19 protein-coding genes are annotated in these 22,833 nt (G+C 72.8%); 16 read left to right on the top strand and 3 right to left on the bottom strand.

All coding sequences use genetic code 11. The features are described from left to right. Positions 1-156: 156 nt before the first annotated feature. The 9 genes from AC1VWI_RS31095 to AC1VWI_RS31135 all read left to right on the top strand — a co-directional run bounded on the left by AC1VWI_RS31095 (position 157) and on the right by AC1VWI_RS31135 (position 13,050). Positions 157-1,692 carry a PucR family transcriptional regulator gene (locus AC1VWI_RS31095; protein ID WP_499514299.1) on the top strand — a complete coding sequence of 512 codons (1,536 nt, stop codon included), beginning with the start codon at positions 157-159 and terminating at the stop codon, positions 1,690-1,692. 89 nt (positions 1,693-1,781) lie between these two features. After that, positions 1,782-3,227 (top strand): aldehyde dehydrogenase family protein, encoded by a 1,446-nt coding sequence (locus tag AC1VWI_RS31100; RefSeq protein WP_499514300.1) that lies wholly within the window; start codon positions 1,782-1,784, stop codon positions 3,225-3,227. Between the two features lie 664 nt (positions 3,228-3,891). Beyond that, positions 3,892-5,829: an acyl-CoA dehydrogenase family protein gene (locus AC1VWI_RS31105; RefSeq protein ID WP_499514301.1), complete on the top strand. Its 1,938-nt coding sequence runs from the start codon at positions 3,892-3,894 to the stop codon at positions 5,827-5,829. An 89-nt stretch (positions 5,830-5,918) separates the two neighbouring features. After that, complete coding sequence (gene dxr / locus AC1VWI_RS31110; protein WP_499514302.1) at positions 5,919-7,187, top strand: 1-deoxy-D-xylulose-5-phosphate reductoisomerase; 1,269 nt, start codon at positions 5,919-5,921, stop codon at positions 7,185-7,187. Next, positions 7,184-8,509, top strand: a complete 1,326-nt coding sequence (locus AC1VWI_RS31115) for a M50 family metallopeptidase (protein WP_499514303.1) — start codon at positions 7,184-7,186, stop codon at positions 8,507-8,509. The genes dxr and AC1VWI_RS31115 overlap by 4 nt, the downstream gene beginning before the upstream one ends. A gap of 101 nt (positions 8,510-8,610) precedes the next feature. Beyond that, positions 8,611-9,765, top strand: a complete 1,155-nt coding sequence (gene ispG, locus AC1VWI_RS31120; protein WP_360911293.1) for a flavodoxin-dependent (E)-4-hydroxy-3-methylbut-2-enyl-diphosphate synthase — start codon at positions 8,611-8,613, stop codon at positions 9,763-9,765. A gap of 132 nt (positions 9,766-9,897) precedes the next feature. Further along, positions 9,898-10,743, top strand: coding sequence for a GNAT family N-acetyltransferase (locus AC1VWI_RS31125; RefSeq protein ID WP_499514304.1), 846 nt, complete (start codon positions 9,898-9,900; stop codon positions 10,741-10,743). 14 nt (positions 10,744-10,757) lie between these two features. Then, complete coding sequence (locus AC1VWI_RS31130) at positions 10,758-11,291, top strand: GNAT family N-acetyltransferase (protein WP_499514305.1); 534 nt, start codon at positions 10,758-10,760, stop codon at positions 11,289-11,291. Between the two features lie 70 nt (positions 11,292-11,361). Further along, positions 11,362-13,050: a proline--tRNA ligase gene (locus AC1VWI_RS31135; protein ID WP_499514306.1), complete on the top strand. Its 1,689-nt coding sequence runs from the start codon at positions 11,362-11,364 to the stop codon at positions 13,048-13,050. 447 nt (positions 13,051-13,497) lie between these two features. On the opposite strand, the gene AC1VWI_RS31140 is transcribed toward AC1VWI_RS31135, so the two are convergent. From AC1VWI_RS31140 to AC1VWI_RS31150, 3 genes are read right to left on the bottom strand one after another with little or no spacing between them, the layout of a single operon-like run. Beyond that, positions 13,498-14,433, bottom strand: coding sequence for an aminoglycoside phosphotransferase family protein (locus AC1VWI_RS31140; protein ID WP_499514307.1), 936 nt, complete (start codon positions 14,431-14,433; stop codon positions 13,498-13,500). 23 nt (positions 14,434-14,456) lie between these two features. Further along, positions 14,457-14,903: a ferritin-like domain-containing protein gene (locus AC1VWI_RS31145; RefSeq protein WP_499514308.1), complete on the bottom strand. Its 447-nt coding sequence runs from the start codon at positions 14,901-14,903 to the stop codon at positions 14,457-14,459. Between the two features lie 8 nt (positions 14,904-14,911). Beyond that, positions 14,912-15,472, bottom strand: coding sequence for a hypothetical protein (locus tag AC1VWI_RS31150; protein ID WP_499514309.1), 561 nt, complete (start codon positions 15,470-15,472; stop codon positions 14,912-14,914). Between the two features lie 148 nt (positions 15,473-15,620). Between AC1VWI_RS31150 and rimP the strand changes: the two genes are divergently transcribed. The 7 genes from rimP (at position 15,621) to truB (ending at position 22,577) form a co-directional block, all read left to right on the top strand. Then, positions 15,621-16,145 carry a ribosome maturation factor RimP gene (gene rimP, locus AC1VWI_RS31155; protein ID WP_499514310.1) on the top strand — a complete coding sequence of 175 codons (525 nt, stop codon included), beginning with the start codon at positions 15,621-15,623 and terminating at the stop codon, positions 16,143-16,145. A gap of 2 nt (positions 16,146-16,147) precedes the next feature. Further along, positions 16,148-17,134, top strand: coding sequence for a transcription termination factor NusA (gene nusA, locus AC1VWI_RS31160; RefSeq protein WP_499514311.1), 987 nt, complete (start codon positions 16,148-16,150; stop codon positions 17,132-17,134). 78 nt (positions 17,135-17,212) lie between these two features. Continuing rightward, positions 17,213-17,497, top strand: coding sequence for a YlxR family protein (locus AC1VWI_RS31165; RefSeq protein WP_499514312.1), 285 nt, complete (start codon positions 17,213-17,215; stop codon positions 17,495-17,497). A gap of 159 nt (positions 17,498-17,656) precedes the next feature. Next, complete coding sequence (gene infB / locus AC1VWI_RS31170; protein WP_499514313.1) at positions 17,657-20,764, top strand: translation initiation factor IF-2; 3,108 nt, start codon at positions 17,657-17,659, stop codon at positions 20,762-20,764. 143 nt (positions 20,765-20,907) lie between these two features. Next, the gene (locus AC1VWI_RS31175) at positions 20,908-21,201 is read left to right on the top strand and encodes a DUF503 domain-containing protein (protein ID WP_018562639.1); all 294 of its coding nucleotides are present in this window, start codon (positions 20,908-20,910) and stop codon (positions 21,199-21,201) included. A gap of 42 nt (positions 21,202-21,243) precedes the next feature. After that, positions 21,244-21,699, top strand: coding sequence for a 30S ribosome-binding factor RbfA (gene rbfA, locus AC1VWI_RS31180; protein WP_499514314.1), 456 nt, complete (start codon positions 21,244-21,246; stop codon positions 21,697-21,699). Continuing rightward, positions 21,696-22,577 carry a tRNA pseudouridine(55) synthase TruB gene (gene truB / locus AC1VWI_RS31185; protein ID WP_499514315.1) on the top strand — a complete coding sequence of 294 codons (882 nt, stop codon included), beginning with the start codon at positions 21,696-21,698 and terminating at the stop codon, positions 22,575-22,577. The genes rbfA and truB overlap by 4 nt, the downstream gene beginning before the upstream one ends. Positions 22,578-22,833: the final 256 nt, after the last annotated feature.

Genomic DNA, 22,833 nt, shown 5'->3' on the forward strand with positions numbered 1-22,833 from the left:
GGCCCGCACTGACCGCGCCGGGCAATCGGGAGGGCGGGTGGGGGAGAAACCGCAACAGCAACAACCGCGGCGCCGCACACGAAGACGGCACCGCACCGCAGGTATACGGTGAGGCAGAATCGGATGTGAACGCACTCCGAGATGGAGAAAAAGCCCGTGCCCCCCACGCTCGCCTCGCTGCTGCGGAACCCCGTCCTGAAGCTGGCCGTCCTCGCCGGAGGCGACCGCCTGGGGGAGGCCGCCGTCCGCTGGGTGCACACCAGCGAGCTGGACGACCCGGCGCCGTACCTGGAGGGCGGCGAGCTGCTGCTCACCACGGGCCTCAAGCTGGACGTCGGCTCGCCCGAGGTGCTCGGCCAGTACGTGGCGCGCCTGGCCGGCGCCGGCGTCGTGGGCCTCGGGTTCGGCGTGGGGCTGAGCCATGACGCCGTGCCGCAGGCGCTCGTGGACGCGGCGGCCGCGCACCGGCTGCCGTTGCTGGAGGTGCCGCACAAGACCCCGTTCATCGCGATCAGCAAGGCCGTCTCCGCGGAGCTCGCCGCCGACCGGTACAAGGCGGTGACCGCGGGGTTCGAGGCGCAGCGGGAGCTGACCCGGGCGGCGCTCGCTCCGGACGGGACGACGGCGCTGCTGTCGCGGCTGGCGGCGCACCTGAACGGCTGGGCGGCGCTGTACGACGCGTCGGGCGCGGTGGTGGCCGCGGCGCCGGAGTGGGCGGGGCGGCGGGCGGCGCGGCTCGCCGGGGAGGTGGAGCGGCTGCGCGGCAGGCCCGCCCCGGCCAGTGCGGCGGTCGCGGGACCGGCCGGCACCGAGGACCGCGTGGAGCTGCAGTCACTGGGCACAGGCCGGCGCCCCCGCGGTTTCCTCGCGGTCGGCACGGAGGAGCGGCTGGACACCTCGGACCGCTACCTCGTGCATGCCGCCGTCGCGCTGCTGACGCTGTCGCTGGAGCAGTCCCGCGCGCTGCAGGACACCGAGCAGCGGCTGGGCGCCGCGCTGCTGCGGATGCTGCTGGCCGGCGAGCCCGAGCACGCCCGCACCGTGGCCGGCCGGCTGTACGGCGGGCTGTTCGACGCCCCCGTGCGCGTGCTGGTCGCGGAGCGTGCGGAGGCCGCGGGGGACGCCGTGGGGCTGCTGGCCGAGCGGGTGGAGGCGGCCGGGATGCGGGCCGCGGAGCCCGTGCTGGCGGTGCGGGACGAGGACCGGCTGACGGTGCTCGCGGCCGCGGACGGCGCGGTGATGCCGGCCTGCGTGGCGGTGGTCGACGGGAGCGAGGACCTGGTGGCCGGGCTGTCCGCCGCGGTGGGTGCCGCGGGTGTCCCGGGCGCGCACGAGCAGGCCGAGCGCGCGCTGGCGGTCGCCCGGCGGCGGGGCCGCAGTCTCGTCGAGCACGACGAGGTCGGTTCCGGCTCGGTGCTGCCGCTGCTGAGCGACGAGGCGGTACGGGCCTTCTCCGACGGCCTGTTGCGGCCGCTGCGCGAGCACGACGCCACCGCCCGAGGTGACCTGGTCGCGTCCCTGCGGGCGTGGCTGTCCCGGCACGGGCAGTGGGACGCCGCCGCGGCGGACCTCGGGGTCCACCGGCACACGCTGCGCTACCGGATGCGGCGCGTGGAGGAGATCCTCGGGCGCTCGCTGGACGACCCGGACGTCCGCATGGAGCTGTGGCTGGCCCTCAAGTCCGGCGGCTGACACGGTCTGCCAAAACGTCGCACAGGGCGGGACCCGCAGGACGCTCTGGACAAGACCGGCCGGGTGCCGCCCGCCCTACCGTGGTCCGCATGAGCACCTCCACCGCCTTCTGGCTCGCCGGTCGCCCCGCCACCGGCGAGGACACCTTCGATGTCGTGAACCCGTACGACGGCAGCGTCGTGGCCTCCGTCGGCGTGCCGACCCCCGCCCAGGTGGAGGAGGCCGTCGCCGCCGCCAAGGCGGTCGAGGCGGAGTTCGCCGCGACCCCCGCCCACGTGCGGGCCGCGGCCCTGGACCACGTGTCGAAGCGGCTGGCGGAGCGCTCCGAGGAGATCGCCCGGCTGATCACCGCGGAGAACGGCAAGCCGGTCAAGTGGGCCCGCGGCGAGGTCGGCCGTGCCGTGTCCGTCTTCCGCTGGGCGGCGGAGGAGGCGCGCCGCTTCAACAGCGGCGAGGCCCAGCGCCTGGACACCGACGCGGGCGGCGTGGGCCGCCTCGCGCTGACCCGGCGCTTCCCGCGCGGCAGCGTGCTCGGCATCGCGCCGTTCAACTTCCCGCTGAACCTGGTGGCCCACAAGGTCGCCCCGGCGATAGCGGTCGGCACGCCGATCATCCTGAAGCCGGCCCCGGCGACCCCGCTCTCCGCGCTCCTCCTGGGCGAGATCCTGGCCGAGACCGACCTGCCGGCCGGTTCGTGGAGCGTGCTCACCGTCCCGAACGACCGCATGCCCGCCCTCGTCCGGGACGAGCGGCTGCCGGTCATCTCCTTCACCGGCTCCGACCGGGTCGGCTACCAGATCATGGACTCGGTGCCGCGCAAGCACACCACCCTGGAGCTGGGCGGCAACGCCGCAGCCGTCGTCCTGGCCGACTGGTCCTCCGAGGAGGACCTGGAGTGGGCGGCGAACCGCATCGCCACCTTCTCCAACTACCAGGGCGGCCAGTCCTGCATCTCCGTCCAGCGGGTCATCGCCGACGCGTCCGTGTACGACCGGCTGGTGGAGAAGGTCGTCGCCAAGGTCCGCGCCCAGGTCACCGGCGACCCCTCGGACGACGCCACCGACGTCGGCCCGCTCGTCGACGAGAAGGCCGCCGAGCGCGTGGAGTCGTGGGTCGAGGACGCGCTGGGCAAGGGCGCCAAGCTGCTGACCGGCGGCCGGCGCGACGGCGCCGCCTACGAGCCGACCGTGCTCGCCGACCTGCCGGCGGACGCGATCATCGCCACCGAGGAGGTCTTCGGCCCCGTCCTGTCCCTGCACAAGGTGGACGGCACCGACGAGGCCTTCGCGGCGGTCAACGACTCCAAGTTCGGTCTGCAGAGCGGGGTGTTCACCCACGACCTGCAGATCGCCTTCCGCGCCCACCGCGAGCTGGAGGTGGGCGGCGTCATCATCGGCGACGCCCCCTCCTACCGGGCCGACCAGATGCCCTACGGCGGCGTCAAGGACTCCGGCGTGGGCCGCGAGGGCGTCAAGTACGCCATGGACGACTACACCTACGAGCGGGTCCTGGTCCTGACCGGTCTCGCTCTGTAGTCCTCAGGGCAGGACGAGCCACCCCTTCCAGCGGCCGGGGCGCATGTGCGGTGCGCCCCGGCCGCGCCGTTCGCGCGTGGGCATGGGCACGCCATATGCGGTGACCAGGTGCCGATCACCCTGGAGGGGCCGCCCGCCCCCCAGCCCCGAGAGCCCGGCGTTCACCCGAGTGGAGTGGAGCGCCCTCGTGGATCCGGCGGTGCGTCCGGTGCCCGCCGAGAACGCCGCGCCGCTGCCCGTCGCACGGTCGGCCGCGGGCACCGAGCCGACCGTCGTGGCCGTGCCCGACGCCGCCGGCCGGGGCGCTGGCGCAGGGGTTGTCCGGGGGCGCGCTGCACGCGGGCGTCGCCGGCCTCGCGCTCGCCGAATCCGGCGGGGCCCACCGGGAGCTGACATGGGGTCAGGGTGTCCGGTGGTGCCGGCCGACGGCAGCGGCAGGGCGGAGGTCGGCTCGGCCGTCGCCGCCCTCACCGGCCCCGTCCCCCGGGGGCGGCCCCGCCCCGGACACCGGGCCGCCGCGGAAGCCGCTCGCGTCGGCCTGAAACGCCGTCGAAAAGGCCGCCGGCCCGCCGCGCCCCGTGCGCGAGGGCTGGTGACCATGCCGGAACCGGGGTACTAACGAACAAGTAGCACCGGTCGGTAACCGACGCGAGGTGACGCCCCCATGTCCGCAGCATCCGCCCGCCCCACCGTTTCCGAACGCGAAGCGCGCCAGGTCGCAGAGGCCGCCCGCGAACAGGAATGGCGAAAGCCGAGCTTCGCCAAGGAACTGTTCCTGGGCCGCTTCCGGCTCGACCTGATCCATCCCCACCCCACACCGTCGACCGAGCAGGTCCAGCGCGGCGAGGAGTTCCTGGCCAAGCTGCGCGACTTCGTCGAGACGAAGGTGGACGGGGCACTGATCGAGCGTGAGGCGAGGATCCCCGACGAGGTCATCACCGGGCTGAAGGAGCTCGGTGCCCTCGGCATGAAGATCGACCCCAAGTACGGCGGCCTCGGCCTCACCCAGGTGTACTACAACAAGGCGCTGGCCCTCGTCGGCTCCGCCAGCCCCGCCATCGGCGTGCTGCTCTCCGCGCACCAGTCGATCGGGGTGCCCCAGCCGCTGAAGATGTTCGGGACCCCGGAGCAGAAGGAGCGGTTCCTGCCGCGCTGCGCCCGCACCGACATCTCGGCCTTCCTGCTCACCGAGCCCGACGTGGGGTCCGACCCCGCGCGCCTGGCGACCACGGCCGTGCCCGACGGGGACTCCTACGTCCTGGACGGCGTGAAGCTGTGGACGACCAACGGCGTCGTCGCCGACCTGCTGGTCGTCATGGCGCGGGTGCCCAAGAGCGAGGGCCACAAGGGCGGCATCACCGCCTTCGTCGTCGAAGCCGGCTCCGAGGGCATCACCGTCGAGAACCGCAACTCCTTCATGGGGCTGCGCGGCATCGAGAACGGCGTCACCCGCTTCCACCGGGTACGCGTCCCCGCCGAGAACCGCATCGGCCCCGAGGGCGCCGGGCTGAAGATCGCCCTCACCACCCTCAACACCGGCCGCCTCTCGCTGCCCGCGTCCTGCGTCGCGGCCGGCAAGTGGTGCCTGAAGATCGCCCGTGAGTGGTCGGCCGCCCGCGAGCAGTGGGGCAGGCCGGTCGCCCGCCACGAGGCCGTCGGCGCGAAGATCTCCTTCATCGCGGCGACCACCTTCGCCCTCGAGGCCGTCATGGAGCTGTCCAGCCAGATGGCCGACGAGGACCGCAACGACATCCGCATCGAGGGCGCGCTGGCCAAGCTCATCGCCTCCGAGATGAGCTGGACCATGGCCGACGAACTGGTCCAGATCCGCGGCGGCCGCGGCTTCGAGACGGCCGAGTCCCTCGCCGCCCGCGGCGAACGGGGCGTCCCGGCCGAGCAGTTGCTGCGCGACCTGCGGATCAACCGGATCTTCGAGGGCTCCACGGAGATCATGCACCTGCTGATCGCCCGCGAGGCCGTCGACGCCCACCTGTCGGTCGCCGGGGACCTCATCGACCCCGACAAGGCGCTCGGCGACAAGGCCAAGGCCGGCATGAAGGCCGGCGGCTTCTACGCCCGCTGGCTGCCGAAGCTGGTGGCCGGTCCCGGCCAGATCCCCGGCGCGTACTCCGCGTTCCACCCGGCGGGCCACCCCGACCTCGCCGCCCACCTGCGCTACGTCGAACGGGGCGCCCGCAAGCTCGCCCGCTCCACCTTCTACGCCATGTCGCGCTGGCAGGGCCGGATGGAGACCAAGCAGGGCTTCCTGGGCCGCGTCGTCGACATCGGCGCCGAACTGTTCGCCATGAGCGCCGCCTGCGTCCGCGCCGAGATGCTCCGCACCCGGGGCGAGAACGGGCGCGAGGCCTACCAGCTCGCCGACGCCTTCTGCCGCCAGTCGCGGATCCGCGTCGAGGAGCTCTTCGGCCGCCTGTGGACGAACACCGACGCCATCGACCGCAAGGTCGTCGACGGGGTCCTCGGCGGCGCCTACACCTGGCTGGAGTCCGGCATCGTCGACCCCTCCAGCGACGGCCCGTGGATCGCCGACACCACCCCGGGCGCCTCGCACAAGGAGAACGTCCACCGGCCGATCCGCTGACCGGACCGGGGACGCGTCCCCCGCGCACAGGGCACCGCCTTCCCGGAGGCGGTGCCCGCGCCGTGCCGGCGACCGGACACAATGGGGGGATGACGGACTCTCTCGCCGACCCGCATCTGCGGCTGCCCGGACCGGACGCGGCCACCGCCGCCCACGACGGCCCCCGCACCATCGTGATCCTGGGTTCGACCGGATCGATCGGCACCCAGGCCATCGACGTCGTCCTGCGCAACCCCGACCGCTTCCGCGTGGTGGCCCTGTCCGCCGCCGGCGGCCGCGTCGGGCTCCTCGCCGACCAGGCGCTGCAGCTCGGCGTCTCCGCGGTCGCCGTCGCGGATGCGGACGCGGAAGGCCCGCTGCGGGAGGCGCTGGCCGAGCGCTACGGCGCCGAGCCCCTGCCGGAGGTCCTGGTCGGCCCGGAAGCCGCGACCGAGCTGGCCGGCCGGCCGTGCCACTCCGTCCTCAACGGCATCACCGGTTCGATCGGGCTGCGCCCGACGCTGGCCGCCCTGGAGGCGGGGCGGATCCTGATCCTCGCCAACAAGGAGTCGCTGATCGTCGGCGGCCCCCTGGTGAAGGCCGTGGCCAAGCCGGGCCAGATCGTGCCCGTCGACTCCGAGCACTCCGCGCTCTTCCAGGCCCTCATGGGCGGCTCCCGCGCCGAGGTCCGCAAGCTCGTCGTGACCGCCTCCGGCGGCCCCTTCCGCGGCCGGGACAAGGGCGAGCTGGCCGGGGTCACCCCCGAGCAGGCGCTGGCCCACCCCACCTGGGACATGGGCCCGGTGGTGACGATCAACTCGGCCACCCTGGTGAACAAGGGCCTGGAGGTCATCGAGGCCCACCTGCTCTTCGACATTCCCTTCGACCGCATTGAGGTGGTCGTCCACCCGCAGTCGTATATCCACTCGATGGTGGAATTCACTGACGGCTCCACGCTGGCCCAGGTCAGCCCGCCCGACATGCGGATGCCGATCTCGCTGGGCCTCGGCTGGCCCGAGCGGGTGCCCGACGCCGCGCCCGGGTGCGACTGGACGAAGGCGGCCACGTGGACGTTCTTCCCGCTGGACGACGAGGCGTTCCCGGCGGTGGCGCTCGCCCGCCACGTCGGTAGCCTCGGGGGTACCGCCCCCGCGGTGTTCAACGCGGCCAACGAGGAGTGCGTGGCCGCGTTCCTCGCGGGCACGCTGCCCTTCACGGGCATCGTGGACACCGTCGCACGGGTGGTCGAGGAGCACGGCACTCCCGTCGAGGGAACCTCCCTGACCGTGGAGGACGTCCTCGAGGCGGAGAAGTGGGCGCGGGCCCGCGCCCGGGAACTGGCTGCGGAACAGGCGACAACGGAGGCGGCACACGTATGACGGGACTTATGTGGGCACTGGGGATCGCCGTCTTCGCGGTCGGCCTCCTGGTCTCCATCGCCTGGCACGAGCTCGGCCACCTCTCCACGGCCAAGCTGTTCAAGATCCGCGTGCCGCAGTACATGGTCGGCTTCGGGCCGACGATCTGGTCCCGCCACAAGGGTGAGACCGAGTACGGCATCAAGGCGATCCCGCTGGGCGGCTACATCCGCATGATCGGGATGTTCCCTCCCGGCGACGACGGCCGGATCGCGGCCCGGTCCACCTCGCCCTTCCGCGGGATGATCGAGGACGCCCGCTCCGCGGCGTACGAGGAGCTGAAGCCGGGTGACGAGACCCGGATGTTCTACACGCGCAAGCCCTGGAAGCGCGTGATCGTCATGTTCGCCGGCCCGTTCATGAACCTCATCCTGGCCTTCGGGCTCTTCCTGGCGCTCTTCATGGGCTTCGGCATCCCGACCCAGACGACGACCGTCGGCTCGGTCTCGGAATGCGTCGTCCCCGCTTCCGACACCAAGGCCCTCAAGGCCAAGGACCCCTGCGTCCACGGCGACTACCCGGCCGCTCCCGCCAAGGCGGCCGGTCTGCAGCAGCGCGACCGGATCGTGGCCTTCAACGGGGTGAAGGTCGACGACAGCCAGTGGACGGTGCTGCAGAAGGAGATCCGCAAGACCATCGGTCCCGCGACGATCACCGTGGTGCGCGACGGCAAGACCATCAACCTGCACGCGAACCTGATCGCCAACAAGGTCGTCAAGACCGACGGGCACGGCGGCATCGTCAAGGACCAGTACGTCCAGGCCGGGTTCCTCGGTTTCACACCGGCGGACGGCGTGGTGAAGCTGGACTTCGACCAGTCGCTCGACCACATGGCCACCACGGCCGAGGACGGCGTCCGGTCCCTCGCGGCGCTCCCGGGCAAGATCCCCGGACTGTGGAACGCGGTCTTCAGCGGCGCCGAGCGCCAGCCCGACTCCCCGGTCGGCATGATCGGCGCGGCCCGTCTCGGCGGCGACATCTTCTCGCTGCCGCTGCCGGCCACGCAGAAGATCGCCACGATGGTGGGCCTGCTCGCCGGGGTCAATCTGGCCCTCTTCCTGTTCAACATGCTCCCGCTGCTCCCGCTCGACGGCGGGCACATCGCGGGCGCCCTGTGGGAGTCCGTCCGCCGCAACATCGCCAAGGTCTTCCGCCGGGCCGACCCCGGACCCTTCGACGTGGCGAAGCTGATGCCCGTCGCCTACGTGGTCGCCGGCATCTTCATCTGCTTCACGGCGCTGGTCATGGCCGCGGATCTCATCAATCCGGTGCGTTTGACCTAGGCGCGATGTCGGAGGCGTGGGTGGGGTGACGTAGTCTCGTTCAACGGAGCCCGCCCACGCCGCCGGGACCTCGATCCGCGTACTTTGGGGATGCCACGCACATGACCGCGATTTCGCTCGGGATGCCGTCCGTTCCGATCAAGCTCGCCGACCGACGCAAGAGCCGCCAGATCCAGGTCGGATCGGTCGCGGTCGGCGGCGACGCCCCGGTCTCCGTCCAGTCCATGACCACGACCGTCACGGCCGACATCGGCGCCACGCTGCAGCAGATCGCCGAGCTCACCGCCTCCGGCTGCCAGATCGTCCGGGTCGCCTGCCCCTCGCAGGACGACGCCGACGCCCTCGCCACCATCGCGAGGAAGTCGCAGATCCCGGTGATCGCGGACATCCACTTCCAGCCGAAGTACGTGTTCGCGGCGATCGACGCGGGCTGTGCGGCGGTACGGGTGAACCCGGGCAACATCCGGCAGTTCGACGACAAGGTCAAGGAGATCGCCAAGGCGGCCTCCGACGCCGGCACCCCGATCCGGATCGGGGTGAACGCCGGGTCGCTGGACAGGCGCCTGCTGGAGAAGTACGGCAAGGCCACCCCGGAGGCGCTGGTGGAGTCGGCGCTGTGGGAGTGCTCGCTGTTCGAGGAGCACGGCTTCAGGGACATCAAGATCTCGGTGAAGCACAACGACCCGGTGGTGATGGTCAACGCGTACCGCCTGCTGGCGGCGCAGTGCGACTACCCGCTGCACCTGGGCGTGACCGAGGCGGGTCCGGCGTTCCAGGGCACGATCAAGTCGGCGGTGGCGTTCGGTGCGCTGCTGAGCGAGGGCATCGGGGACACGATCCGGGTCTCGCTGTCGGCTCCTCCGGCGGAGGAGGTCAAGGTCGGCATCCAGATCCTGGAGTCGCTGAACCTGCGGCAGCGGCGGCTGGAGATCGTCTCGTGCCCGTCGTGCGGTCGTGCGCAGGTGGACGTGTACAAGCTGGCGGACCAGGTGACGGCGGGCCTGGAGGGCATGGAGGTGCCGCTGCGGGTCGCGGTGATGGGCTGTGTCGTCAACGGTCCGGGTGAGGCGCGCGAGGCGGACTTGGGGGTGGCCTCGGGCAACGGCAAGGGGCAGATCTTCGTCAAGGGCGAGGTCATCAAGACCGTGCCGGAGTCGAAGATCGTGGAGACCCTCATCGAAGAGGCCATGAAGCTCGCCGAGCAGATGGAGGCCGACGGCATCGCCTCCGGCGAGCCCTCCGTCTCCGTCAGCTGACCCACCATCCCCTCCCGCGTCCCGGGCCCCCGCGGTCCGGGATACGGGCGGGCACGGGCGGAACACACGTTCCCGAGGTAAGGTTCGGGGACTTCCCCCGACCGCTGCGGCCCGTACGGTGAGGCGCCCCACGTGTTGACGACCACGACGACCAAGGTCATGGAGCCAGGCGAACTCGACGCCGCCCTCGCGGTGCTCGACCGTGATCCGGTGTCCAACGCGTTCGTCGCCTCCCGGGTCGCCGTCGCCGGACTCGACCCCTGGCGCCTCGGCGGCGAGATGTGGGGCTGGTACTCCGGAGGCCGCGTCGAAGCGCTCTGCTACGCCGGCGCCAACCTCGTCCCGATCTGCGCCGGCCCCGAGGCCGTGCGCGCCTTCGCCGAGCGGGCGCTGCGCGCCGGACGCCGCTGCTCCTCCATCGTCGGCCCCACCGCGCCCACCTCCGCGCTGTGGTCGCTGCTCGAACCCAGCTGGGGCCCGGCCCGCGAGGTCCGCTCCCACCAGCCGCTGATGGTCACCCGCGCACTGCCCGCGCAGGTCGAGCCCGACCCGTACGTGCGGCGGGTCCGGCGCGACGAGATGGACGTGATCATGCCGGCCTGCGTCGCCATGTTCACCGAGGAGGTCGGCGTCTCCCCGCTCGCAGGCGACGGCGGACTGCTCTACCAGGCCCGCGTCGCCGAACTCGTCGGCGCAGGCCGCGCGTTCGCCCGCATCGAGGACGGCAGGGTCGTCTTCAAGGCGGAGATCGGCGCCGTCACCCGGCACGCCTGCCAGATCCAGGGCGTCTGGGTCGCCCCCGAGTACCGCGGCCGCCGCCTGTCCGAGACCGGCATGGCCGCCGTCCTGCACTACGCGCTGCGCGACGTGGCCCCCGTGGCCAGTCTCTACGTCAATGACTTCAACGCGCCCGCCCGGGCCGCGTACCGCCGGGTGGGCTTCACCGAGGTCGGCGCCTTCATGAGCGTCCTGTTCTAGTAGTGTCGCCGCCCATGGAGGACGTGGCGGTCGAACCGATCGACCTGGCGGCACGGGTGGACGAGGCACTGGCCGTCCAGGCGGTCGCCTTCGGGCTGGGCGCGGAGGAGGTCGCCATCCGCCGGCAGATCGTGCTGCGGCACCTGTGCTTCCCCGGTGTCCGCGCGCTCGGCGCGCTCACCCCCGACGGACGGCTCGCCGGCTTCGTGTACGGCATGCCCAACAGCCGGATCCACTGGTGGTCCACGGTCGTCGAGCCCTACCTGCGGCGCACCGGCACCGACGAGTGGCTCGACGACTCCTTCACCATCACCGAACTGCACGTCCACCCCGGCTTCCAGGGCCGCGGCATCGGGCGCGCCCTCATCACCACCATCACCGACGGCGCCGACGAGCCCCGCAGCATCCTGTCCGCCATCGACACCGAGAGCCGGGCCCGGCGGCTCTACCGCGCCCTCGGCTACACCGATCTGGCCCGGCCCGTGCACTTCCCCAGCGCGGCCAGCCCGTACGCCGTCATGGGCGCCCGCCTGCCCCTCGTGCGATAACGCGTTTCCGGGAGCGCGCCACGGCTCGATATCCTCGGCACAACGGTACGAAACCCCCTGGAGAGCCCCCATGGTCCTGCGCATGTCCCGGCTGATGCTCAAGACGCTGCGCGACGACCCGGCCGACGCCGAGACCGCGAGCCACAAGCTCCTGGTCCGGGCCGGATACGTCCGCCGCTCATCGGCGGGGGTGTGGACCTGGCTGCCGCTCGGCAAGCGGGTGCTGGAGAACGTCGCACGCGTCGTCCGCGAGGAGATGGACGCCATCGGCGGCCAGGAGGTCCTGCTGCCCGCGCTCCTCCCGCGGGAGAACTACGAGCTCACCGGGCGCGCCGGCGAGTACGGCGACCTGCTCTTCCAGCTCCGCGACCGCAAGGGCGCGCAGTACGTGCTCGGTCCCACGCACGAGGAGATCTTCACCCAGGTCGTCAAGGACCAGTGCGCGTCCTACAAGGACCTGCCGGTGATCCTCTACCAGATCCAGACCAAGTACCGCGACGAGGCCCGGCCCCGGTCCGGCGTGCTGCGCGGCCGCGAGTTCCAGATGAAGGACTCCTACTCCTTCGACACCACCGACGAGGGCCTGGCCGAGGCCTACCGGCTGCACCGCGAGGCCTACATCAAGATCTTCTCGCGGCTCGGCTTCGACTTCCGCATCGTCTCGGCCGTCTCCGGCGCGATGGGGGGCTCGGCCTCCGAGGAGTTCCTCGCCCCCGCCGCGGCCGGTGAGGACACCTTCGTGGACTGCCCCGCGTGCGACTACGCGGCCAACACCGAGGCCGTCACCACCGTGGTGCCCCCGGTCGAGGGCGCGGACCACCCGGCCCTCGAGGAGGTGGACACCCCCGACACCCCCACCATCGAGACCCTCGCGGCGCACCTGGGGGTGCCGGCCTCGGCGACCCTGAAGAACCTGCTGGTCAAGGTCGACGGCGAGATCGTCGCCGTCGGCGTCCCCGGCGACCGCGAGGTCGACCTCGGCAAGCTCGCCGAGCACCTCGCCCCCGCCGAGGTCGAACTCGTCACCGCCGAGGACTTCACCGGCCGCCCCGACCTCGTCCGCGGCTACGTCGGCCCGCAGGGCCTCACCGGCGTCCGCTACCTCGCCGACCCCCGCGTCGCCCCCGGCACCGCCTGGGTCACCGGCGCCAACAAGCCCGACACGCACGCCCGCAACGTCGTCTGCGGCCGCGACTTCGAGGTCGACGAGTACCTCGACGTCGTCACCGTCGAGCCCGGCGACCCCTGCCCGCGCTGCGGCGCCGGCCTCAAGCTGGACCGGGCCATCGAGATCGGCCACATCTTCCAGCTCGGCCGCAAGTACGCCGACGCCTTCGAGCTCGACGTCCTCGGCCAGAACGGCAAGCCGGTCCGGGTCACCATGGGCTCCTACGGCATCGGCGTCTCCCGCGCCGTCGCTGCGCTCGCCGAGCAGACCGCCGACGGGCAGGGCCTGTGCTGGCCGCGCGAGGTCGCCCCGGCGGACGTCCACGTCGTGGCGGCGGGCAAGGCGCTCCAGACGGAACTGGCCCTCGAGGTCGCGGAGAAGCTGCACGCGGCCGGGGTCAGGGTCATCGTCGACGACCGCGCGGGCGTCTCGCCGGGCGTGAAGTTCACCGACGCGGAGCTGCTCGGGGTGCCGACGATCCTCGTCGTGGGGCGCGGCGCGGGGGACGGGGTCGTCGAGGTCAAGGACCGCCGCACCGGGGAGCGCGAGGAGTTGTCGGTGGCGGACGCGGTCTCCCGCGTATCCGCGTAGCGGATACGCGGGGGTGCCCCGTGCGGCCCGTTGCTGTGTGCGGCTCCGTTGCGCCTGCGGCGGGCATCCCCCGCCCGCCCGCCCGATTGCCCGGCGCGGTCAGTGCGGGTCTCGCACCGTGTGCCTGGGTCGGGGCCGCGGCGGCGCACTCCCCCAGCCTTCGGCCGGGGGGACCCCCACAGCGCTCGCGGTTTGGCCCTGCGTCGTTCGGCGCCCGGGTTCGCCGCTCGTCTCCCCCAGCCTTCGGCCGGGGTGCGCCCATGGGGGTCCCCCCCCCGGCCGAAGGCTGGGGGCGTGCGCCGGCGCGGCACCGACCCACAACGAACGCAGCGAGGCGGTCACTGACCGCGCCAGGGCAATCGGGAGGGAGGGCGGGGGATGCCCGCCGCAGGCGCAACGGACCCGCACACGACAACCGGGCCCCAGAGAACGCACCCCCGGCAACAACTAGAGCCAGGCCGCGAACTCCAGCAGCAGTTCCCCGCCCTGACGGTCGCCCACGGAGAACGCCCACACGCCCGCCTCGACGGCCCGGAACAGGGCCCACCCGCGGACGCGGTCCCGGTCGACCTCGAGGGAGTCGGAGAGCTTGGCGACCCTCCGCCGGGCCGCGGACTGCGACCCCGGCGTGGCGACCAGCGTCTCGAGGCGGTCGCGGACGAGCCAGGCCAGGTCGTACGCGGGTTCGCCCGCGACCGGCTTGGGGTCGATGGCCAGCCACGGCACGCGGTCCGCGGCGAGCACGTTCCCGTGGTGGTAGTCGCCGTGCAGCAGTACGGCCTCGCCCGGGGCGCCCGCGCACAGTTCGTCGCGGACCGCGAGGGCCTCGTCGACCAGGGCCCGGGCCTCCTCCGGGACGTAACGCTGCTCGCGCCGCTCCCTCAGCAGTCCCGCCAGCCGCGCCGTGTGCTCGGCGACCGGCACGAAGGGGTGCCCCTCGCCCGGGGGGACCCAGAGCCGCTGCAGGGTGGCGCACGCCTCGAGCATCGCCTTCTGCTCGGGCAGCGAGCGCAGCGACACGTCGCTGTGCAGGCGCTCCAGGAGGAGCGCCCCCGCGTCGGGGTCGGCCTGCAGCAGGCGGACCGCGCCGCGGCCGTCCCAGCGGGCGAGCGCGGCGTGCTCGTGCCGGGTCTCGTCGGTGACGAGGCCGACCTTGAGGGTCGCGGGGGTGTCGTCGGCCTGCCGTACGAGGACGACCATGCTGATCTGGCCGCCGGGCGAGAGCACCCGTTCCGGCCTCAGCTCCCAGCGCGCGAGGTGGTCCGCGACGCGCTCGGGGAGGCCGGCGAGCCAGGTGCGGCCCGCCTCGCCCTCCCAGGCGCTGACCGTGCGGACCAGCCGCTCGGGCGGTTCCAGGTGCTGGGGCTGTGGTGCCGAGGCCATGCGTGGGTACGTCCCTCCTGGTGCTAAACCTTCTCCGCTGCCGTCCGCGCGCGTTCGGCCAGCCCCGGGAAGGCTACGCTCCCTCCGCGCCAGCGCACGGCGCGGACCGCCGCCTCGCGCAGCGCGTCGGCCGCCCCGCGGCGCAGATCGGCGTCGGCGGCGCGCACGAGGTCCGCGTAGACCCCGGCGACCCGGTCCTCCAGTTCCGCGGCGAGACGCACGGCCGCCTTGCCGTCCGGCACGTCGAACGGCAGGGCGTAGGCAGGTTCGGCGGCGACGGGTTCGCCGCCGAGGTCGCCGACGGTGCGGCGCAGCGAGTCGCGGCGGGCGCGGTGCGCGTCGTACGCCTGCTGGGCCTGCTCGCCGAGTTCGCCGCCGACGCGGGCGCCGACGATGCCGTAGCCGTACACGGCGGCGTGCTCGGCGGAGAGTGCGGCCTGGACGGCCTTGAGCAGCGCTTGCTGTGCCATGGGTCGGGTCAGTGCTCCTTGAGCAGCAGGACGTGCCCGGCGCCGCAGGCGGCCACCGAGGCGAGCAGGCGGGCGAGTTCGGGCGGTGCGTCCAGGAGCGCGGTCGCCCGGGCGTCGGCGAGCGTGCGTTCGGCCGCCGCCAGCGCGGACAACGCGGCCGCGGCCCCTGCGGGGACGGACGGCGAGGCCGACGGCGACGGGGAGGACATCGGCGAGGACGACGACGAAGGCGCGGCGGACGGTGACGCCGCCCGTGCCGACGTGCCGAACGCCTGGGCGTGGCGGGCCACTTCGGCCCGCAGCGGTTGCAGTTGCTTCACCAGGTCCGGGTGCGCCGCGACGGTGGCGTCGTACTGCGCGAGCAGTGCCGCGCTGTCCCGGGCGGCCCGCTTGCGCAGCGCCGCGGTCGCGTCGGCGGCCGGCGAACCCTTCGCGGACGTCCCCTCGGGCCGTGTCCCGTCGGAGCAACCGCCGAGCAGTCCGGCGGCGGCCGGCAGGACGAGGGCGGCGCGGACCGCGCGCCGGCGGGGAATGTTGCTGAGCGGCACAGTGCCCCTTCCCGTGATCACCTCACGTGAGGGTACCCGCGCGACGCCCGGGGGCCGTGACGGCGCCCTCCGCTGCGCCGAATCGTCGTTCCGGGGCCTGAACCGATAGGCTTTGGCCCGACACACGACCTTCCACCACAACAGCACACGCGGCCGAGGAGTCACCCGGATGAGCACCACCCAGAGCGAGAGGCTGCGCGGGCTGCTCGAGCCGCTCGTCGTGAAGACGGGGCTCGAACTGGAAGAGGTCAAGGTGACGGCCGCCGGAAACCGGCGGCAGCTCCAGGTGATCGTGGACTCCGACGAGGGTGCGCCGCTGGACACGCTCGCGGAGCTGAGCCGGGAGATCTCGCAGGTCCTCGACGACGCCGACGCCATGGGCGGGGCGGCGTACCTGCTGGAGGTCTCCTCGCCGGGCGTGGACCGCCCGCTCACCGAGCCGCGTCACTTCCGCCGCAACGAGGGTCGGCTGGTCAAGTTGACGACGACCGCCGGTGACGAGCTGGTCGCGCGGATCCTCGCGGTCGACGAGGACGGCCTCGACCTGGAGGTCCCGGGTGTCAAGGGACGCAAGCCCAAACCCGCCCGTGCCGCCTTCGGCGAGATCGCCAAGGCACGGGTGGAGATCGAATTCAGTCGCAAGGACCCGGCCGGTGCCGATACTGACGGCGACGAGAGCATGGAGGAGGCGTAGCCGTGGACATCGACATGAGTGCCCTGCGGGGTCTGGTGCGGGAGAAGGAGATCTCCTTCGACCTGCTGGTCGAGGCGATCGAGTCGGCGCTCCTCATCGCGTACCACCGCGAGCCGGGCAGCCGCCGCAACGCGCGTGTGCAGCTCGACCGCACGAACGGGCACGTCACCGTGTGGGCCAAGGAGGACCCGTCGGAGACCCCCGAGGGCGCCGAGCCCCGGGAGTTCGACGACACGCCCAGCGGCTTCGGCCGCATCGCCGCGACCACGGCCAAGCAGGTCATCCTGCAGCGGCTGCGGGACGCGGAGGAGGAGATCACCTTCGGCGAGTACGCCGGCCGCGAGGGCGACATCGTCACCGGCGTGGTCCAGCAGGGCAAGGACCCCAAGAACGTGCTGGTCGACATCGGCAAGCTCGAGGCGATCCTGCCCGTGCAGGAGCAGGTGCCCGGTGAGGACTACAAGCACGGCACGCGCCTTCGCTCGTACGTCGTCCGGGTGGCCAAGGGCGTGCGCGGTCCGTCCGTGACGCTCTCGCGCACCCACCCCAACCTGGTGAAGAAGCTCTTCGCGCTGGAGGTCCCGGAGATCGCGGACGGTTCCGTGGAGATCTCCGCGATCGCCCGCGAGGCCGGTCACCGTACGAAGATCGCGGTCCGTTCCGGCCGCTCCGGGCTGAACGCCAAGGGCGCCTGCATCGGCCCGATGGGCGCCCGGGTGCGCGCCGTGATGGCCGAGCTGAACGGCGAGAAGATCGACATCGTCGACTGGTCGGACGACCCGGCGGAGATGGTCGCCAACGCCCTGTCACCCGCCCGGGTGAGCAAGGTGGAGATCGTCGACATGGCCGCCCGCTCCGCGCGGGTGACGGTGCCGGACTACCAGCTGTCGCTGGCGATCGGCAAGGAAGGGCAGAACGCCCGCCTGGCCGCACGGCTCACGGGCTGGCGGATCGACATCCGGCCCGACACCGAGCTCGCCGAGCAGTAGCACCGGCGGGTAACCGATGAACGACCGTGCGTCGAATAACCCGGAGGGGTGAGGTCGGCGCGGGGAGGTAGACTAAGGATGTCTGGCCGGACGCATGACCCAGCACGCCCGGAGCGTACGTGCATCGGGTGCAGGGAGCGGGCGGCCAAGCGAGATCTGCTGCGTGTGGCGGTGGTCGGGGAATTCTGTGTTCCCGATCTTCGCGGTACGCTGCCCGGTCGGGGTGCGTATGTGCATCCCGACACCGTCTGTCTCGACCTGGCGGTCCGCCGCCGGGCGTTCCCGCGGGCCTTCCGGGCCCGGGGACCGCTGGACACCGCGGACCTCCGTGGCTACGTGGAGCAGGCACAAGGCACACCGTGAGTAGGCAGGAAGACCGTACGGGCGACCGTACGGCCAGGTACCCCGCGAGTTGGAAGTAGGTCGAGATTGCGATGAGCACTCGATGAGCACGCGATGAGTACGCCCATGAAGTAGCGACGGTCCGGCGGACGACCACCCCGGACCTCATGAAGGAGCGAAGTGGCTAAGGTCCGGGTATACGAACTCGCCAAGGAGTTCGGAGTTGAGAGCAAGGTCGTCATGGCCAAGCTCCAAGAACTTGGCGAATTCGTCCGTTCGGCGTCCTCGACGATCGAGGCGCCGGTTGTTCGCAAGCTGACCGACGCACTGCAGGGTTCCGGTGGCGGTTCCGCCTCCTCGAAGCCCTCGGCTGCCAGGCCCGCGGCGCCGCGCAAGGACGCGCCCGCAAAGCCGGCCACACCCACTCCGGGTGCGCCGGCCCGTCCCGCCGCGCCGGCTCCCAAGCCGGCCACGGGATCAGCCCCCACTACCAAGCCCGCCGGTGGCCCCGCGCCGACGCCGGGCCCGCGCCCGACCCCGGGTCCCAAGCCGGCCCCGGCCAAGCCCGCGCCGGTCACCCCGGTGCCGCAGGCGGAGTTCTCCGCCCCGCCGGCCCCGGAGCGTCCCGCCCAGGAGCGCCCGGCCCAGGAGCGTCCGGCTCAGGGCGAGCGCCCCGCTGCCGGGCGTCCCGGTGGCTCCGGCCCGCGTCCCGGTACCCGTCCTTCCGGTCCCGGTCAGCGTGACGGCGGCCGTGGCCAGGGCGGCCCCGGCGCGCGTCCCGGTGGCCAGGCGCCGCGTCCGGGTGCCCCCCGTCCGGCGGGTCCCCGCCCGGGCAACAACCCCTTCACCTCCGGCTCCACCGGTATGCCGCGCCCGCAGGCGCCGCGTCCGGGTGGTGCCCCCGGCCAGTCCGGCCCGCGCCCCGGTGGCGCCCCGGGTGGTTCCGGTCCCCGTCCGGGTGGCGCTCCGCGCCCCGGCGGCGGTGCCGCTTCCGGCGGTCCGCGTCCGACCCCGGGCGGCATGCCCCGTCCGCAGGGCGGCGGCCCCCGTCCGAACCCCGGCATGATGCCGCAGCGTCCCGCTGCCGGCGGCGCGCCGGGTCGTCCGGGCGGTCCGGGTCGTCCCGGCGGTCCCGGCGCCCGTCCCGGCGGCGGTGCCGGTCGTCCCGGCGGCGGTGGCGGCGGCTTCGCCGGTCGTCCCGGCGGCGGTGGCGGCGGTGGCCGTCCCGGTGGTGGCGGCGGCTTCGGCGGTCCGCGTCCTGCCGGCGCCGGTGGTGGCGGTGGCGGCGGCGGCTTCGCCGGTCGTCCCGGTGGTGGCGGCTTCGGCGGTCGTCCCGGTGGTCCGGGTGGCCGCGGTGGCACGCAGGGCGCCTTCGGCCGTGGCCCCGGTGGCCGTCCGGCCCGTGGCCGCAAGTCGAAGCGTGCGAAGCGCCAGGAGTACGAGGCCATGCAGGCCCCGTCCGTGGGCGGCGTGCTGCTGCCCCGCGGCAACGGCGACACCGTGCGCCTCTCCCGTGGTGCCTCGCTGACCGACTTCGCCGAGAAGATCGGCGCCAACCCGGCGTCGCTCGTCCAGGTGATGCTGAACCTCGGCGAGATGGTCACCGCGACCCAGTCCGTCTCCGACGACACGCTGCAGCTGCTCGCCGACGAGATGAACTACACCCTCCAGATCGTCAGCCCGGAGGAGGAGGACCGCGAGCTTCTCGAGTCCTTCGACATCGAGTTCGGCGAGAACGAGGGCGGCGAGGAAGCGCTCGTCGCGCGTCCGCCGGTCGTGACCGTCATGGGTCACGTCGACCACGGCAAGACCCGCCTCCTCGACGCGATCCGCAAGACCAACGTGGTCGCGGGCGAGGCCGGCGGCATCACCCAGCACATCGGTGCCTACCAGGTGGCCACCGAGGTCAACGGCGAGCACCGGGCCATCACCTTCATCGACACCCCGGGTCACGAGGCGTTCACCGCCATGCGTGCCCGCGGTGCCAAGTCCACCGACATCGCGATCCTCGTGGTGGCGGCGAACGACGGCGTCATGCCCCAGACGATCGAGGCGCTGAACCACGCCAAGGCGGCCGACGTGCCGATCGTGGTCGCGGTCAACAAGATCGACGTCGAGGGCGCGGACCCGACGAAGGTGCGCGGTCAGCTGACCGAGTTCGGTCTGGTGGCCGAGGAGTACGGCGGCGACACCATGTTCGTCGACATCTCCGCCAAGCAGGGCCTGAACATCGACAGCCTGCTGGAGGCCGTGGTCCTCACCGCGGACGCCGCGCTCGACCTGCGGGCCAACCCGGAGCAGGACGCACAGGGCATCGCGATCGAGGCGCACCTCGACCGCGGCCGCGGCGCCGTGGCGACCGTCCTGGTCCAGCGCGGCACCCTGCGGGTCGGCGACACCATGGTGGTCGGCGACGCGTACGGCCGTGTCCGCGCGATGCTCGACGACAGTGGCAACACCGTCGACGAGGCGGGCCCCTCGACCCCGGTCCTGGTGCTCGGTCTGACGAACGTGCCGGGTGCCGGCGACAACTTCCTGGTGGTCGACGAGGACCGTACGGCCCGTCAGATCGCCGAGAAGCGTGCCGCCCGCGAGCGCAACGCGGCCTTCGCCAAGACCCGTCGCCGGGTCAGCCTCGAGGACCTGGACAAGGTGCTCAAGGCCGGCGAGGTCCAGCAGCTCAACCTCATCATCAAGGGCGACGCGTCCGGTTCGGTCGAGGCCCTGGAGTCCTCGCTGCTCCAGCTCGACGTCGGCGAGGACGTGGACCTGCGCATCCTCCACCGGGGTGTCGGTGCGGTCACCGAGACCGACGTCACCCTGGCGGCGGGCTCCGACGCCATCATCATCGGCTTCAACGTGCGGGCCGAGGGCCGCGCCACGTCGCTGGCCGAGCGTGAGGGCGTCGACGTCCGCTACTACTCGGTGATCTACCAGGTCATCGACGAGATCGAGGCGGCGCTCAAGGGCATGCTCAAGCCCGAGTACGAGGAGGTGGAGCTCGGCACCGCCGAGATCCGCGAGGTCTTCCGCTCCTCCAAGCTCGGCAACATCGCCGGTGTGCTCATCCGCTCCGGCGAGGTCCGACGCAACGCCAAGGCGCGCCTGCTGCGTGACGGCAAGGTCGTCGCCGAGAACCTCACCATCGAGGGTCTGCGGCGCTTCAAGGACGACGTCACCGAGATTCGTGAAGGTTTCGAGGGCGGTATCAACCTCGGCAACTACAACGACATCAAGATCGACGACGTCGTGGCGACCTACGAGCTGCGCGAGAAGCCTCGCGTCTGATCGAGGGACATCTGACCGGGGCCGGTTGGCGGAGGGAAAATCCGTCGATCGGCCCCGGCCGTTGCCTTTACTGTGGTGATTGCTGTTCACGGTGTTCGCACCGTTCACGACGAGGCCCCACAGGTCGGCTTGACCTGATGCCCATGTATGTAGGGACGCTGTCCTTCGACCTGCTTCTCGGCGACGTCCGTTCGCTGAAGGAGAAGCGGTCCGTCATCCGGCCGATCGTGGCCGAGCTCCACCGCAAGTTCGCGGTGAGCGTCGCCGAGGTCGACCACCACGACCTCTACCGCAGGGCCGAGATCGGCGTGGCGGTCGTGTCCGGGGACCCCGGGCACATCAAGGACGTCCTCGGACGCTGCGAGCGCTGGATGGCCTCGCGCCCCGAGGTGGACCTGCTGTCGGCGCGGCAGCGGGTGCACGGGGACGACGACTGACACTCACGTTCCGAAGCGTGATGAGAAGAGAGAAGAGCACGCATGACCGACACCGCGCGGGCGCGCAAGCTGGCGGACCGCATCCGGGTCGTGGTCGCGGAGACGCTCCAGCGGCGGATCAAGGACCCGCGGCTGGGCTACGTGACGATCACGGACACCCGGGTCACCGGTGACCTCCGGGAGGCGACCGTCTTCTACACGGTCTTCGGTGACGACGAGGAGCGGGCCGCCTCGGCGGCGGCGCTGGAGAGCGCCAAGGGCGTCCTCCGCTCGGAGGTCGGACGGCAGACCGGCGTGCGCTTCACGCCCACCCTGACGTTCGTCGCCGACGCGGTCCCCGAGAACGCGCGCACGATCGAGGACCTGCTCGCCAAGGCCCGCGAGGCCGACGAGGAGGTCCGCAAGACCGCCACGGACGCCACCTACGCCGGCGACGCCGACCCCTACCGCAAGCCGGCGGAGGACGAAGGCGACGACGAGGAGGACGACGACCGATGAAGGACGGGCTTGTCATCGTCGACAAGCCGGGCGGTATGACCTCGCACGACGTCGTGGCCCGGCTGCGCAGGCTGGCCGGGACACGGCGCGTGGGGCACGCGGGCACGCTCGACCCCATGGCCACCGGCGTCCTCGTCATCGGCGTCGAGAAGGCCACCCGGCTGCTCGGGCACCTCGCGCTCACCCGCAAGGAGTACGAGGCGACCATCCGGCTCGGCCAGAGCACGGTCACCGACGACGCCGAGGGCGAGGTCACGGCCTCGGTCCCCGCGGACGGGGTCACCCGCGAGGCGATCGACGCGGGCATCGTGCCGCTGACCGGGGACATCATGCAGGTGCCGTCCAAGGTGAGCGCCATCAAGGTGGGCGGCGTCAGGTCGTACGCCCGTGTGCGCGGCGGCGAGGACTTCGAGCTGGCGGCGCGGCCGGTGACGGTGTCGTCGTTCGTCGTGCGGGACGTCCGGCACGTGCGGCACGAGGGCGGTGACGCGGTCGACGTCGACGTCACGGTCGAGTGCTCCTCCGGCACGTACATCCGGGCCCTCGCCCGCGACCTGGGTGCCGGGCTCGGCGTCGGCGGCCACCTCACCGCGCTGCGGCGCACCCGCGTCGGGCCCTACGGCGCCGGGCTCGCCCGCACGCTGGAGCAGCTCACGGAGGCGTTCGCGGTGCTGCCCATCGCGGAGGCCGCGGCGGCGGCGTTCCCCCGGTGGGACGTGGACGCCCGGCAGGCGCGGCTGCTCGGCCACGGCGTGCGGCTGGACGCGCCCCCGTCCCTGGGGGCGGTGCCCACGGCGGTGTTCGGGCCGGAGGGGGAGTTTCTGGCCCTGGTCGAAGCGCGGGAGGGGCAGGCCAAGATCCTGGCCAACCTCGCCTGACGCGGCCCGGTGCGGTGCGGTGCGGTGCGGTGCTTGCGGCCCGGAGTGCCCCTTGCGGCCCGTTGTTGTGTGCGGGTTGTTTGCGCCTGCGGCGGGCGGTTTCCCCGCCTCCCTCCCCCAGCCTTCGGCCGGGGGACCCCCATCCGGCGCGGTTGGTGCGGGCTTCGCGCGGTTCGTGGGTGGGCCGGGGTCGGGGCCTCCGGGGCTGGGCATTCTGGACCGCATATTTATGTGCATGGCGGGCGGTCCAGGTTGT

It is taken from the genome of Streptomyces sp. TOM-9 (genome assembly GCF_056858595.1).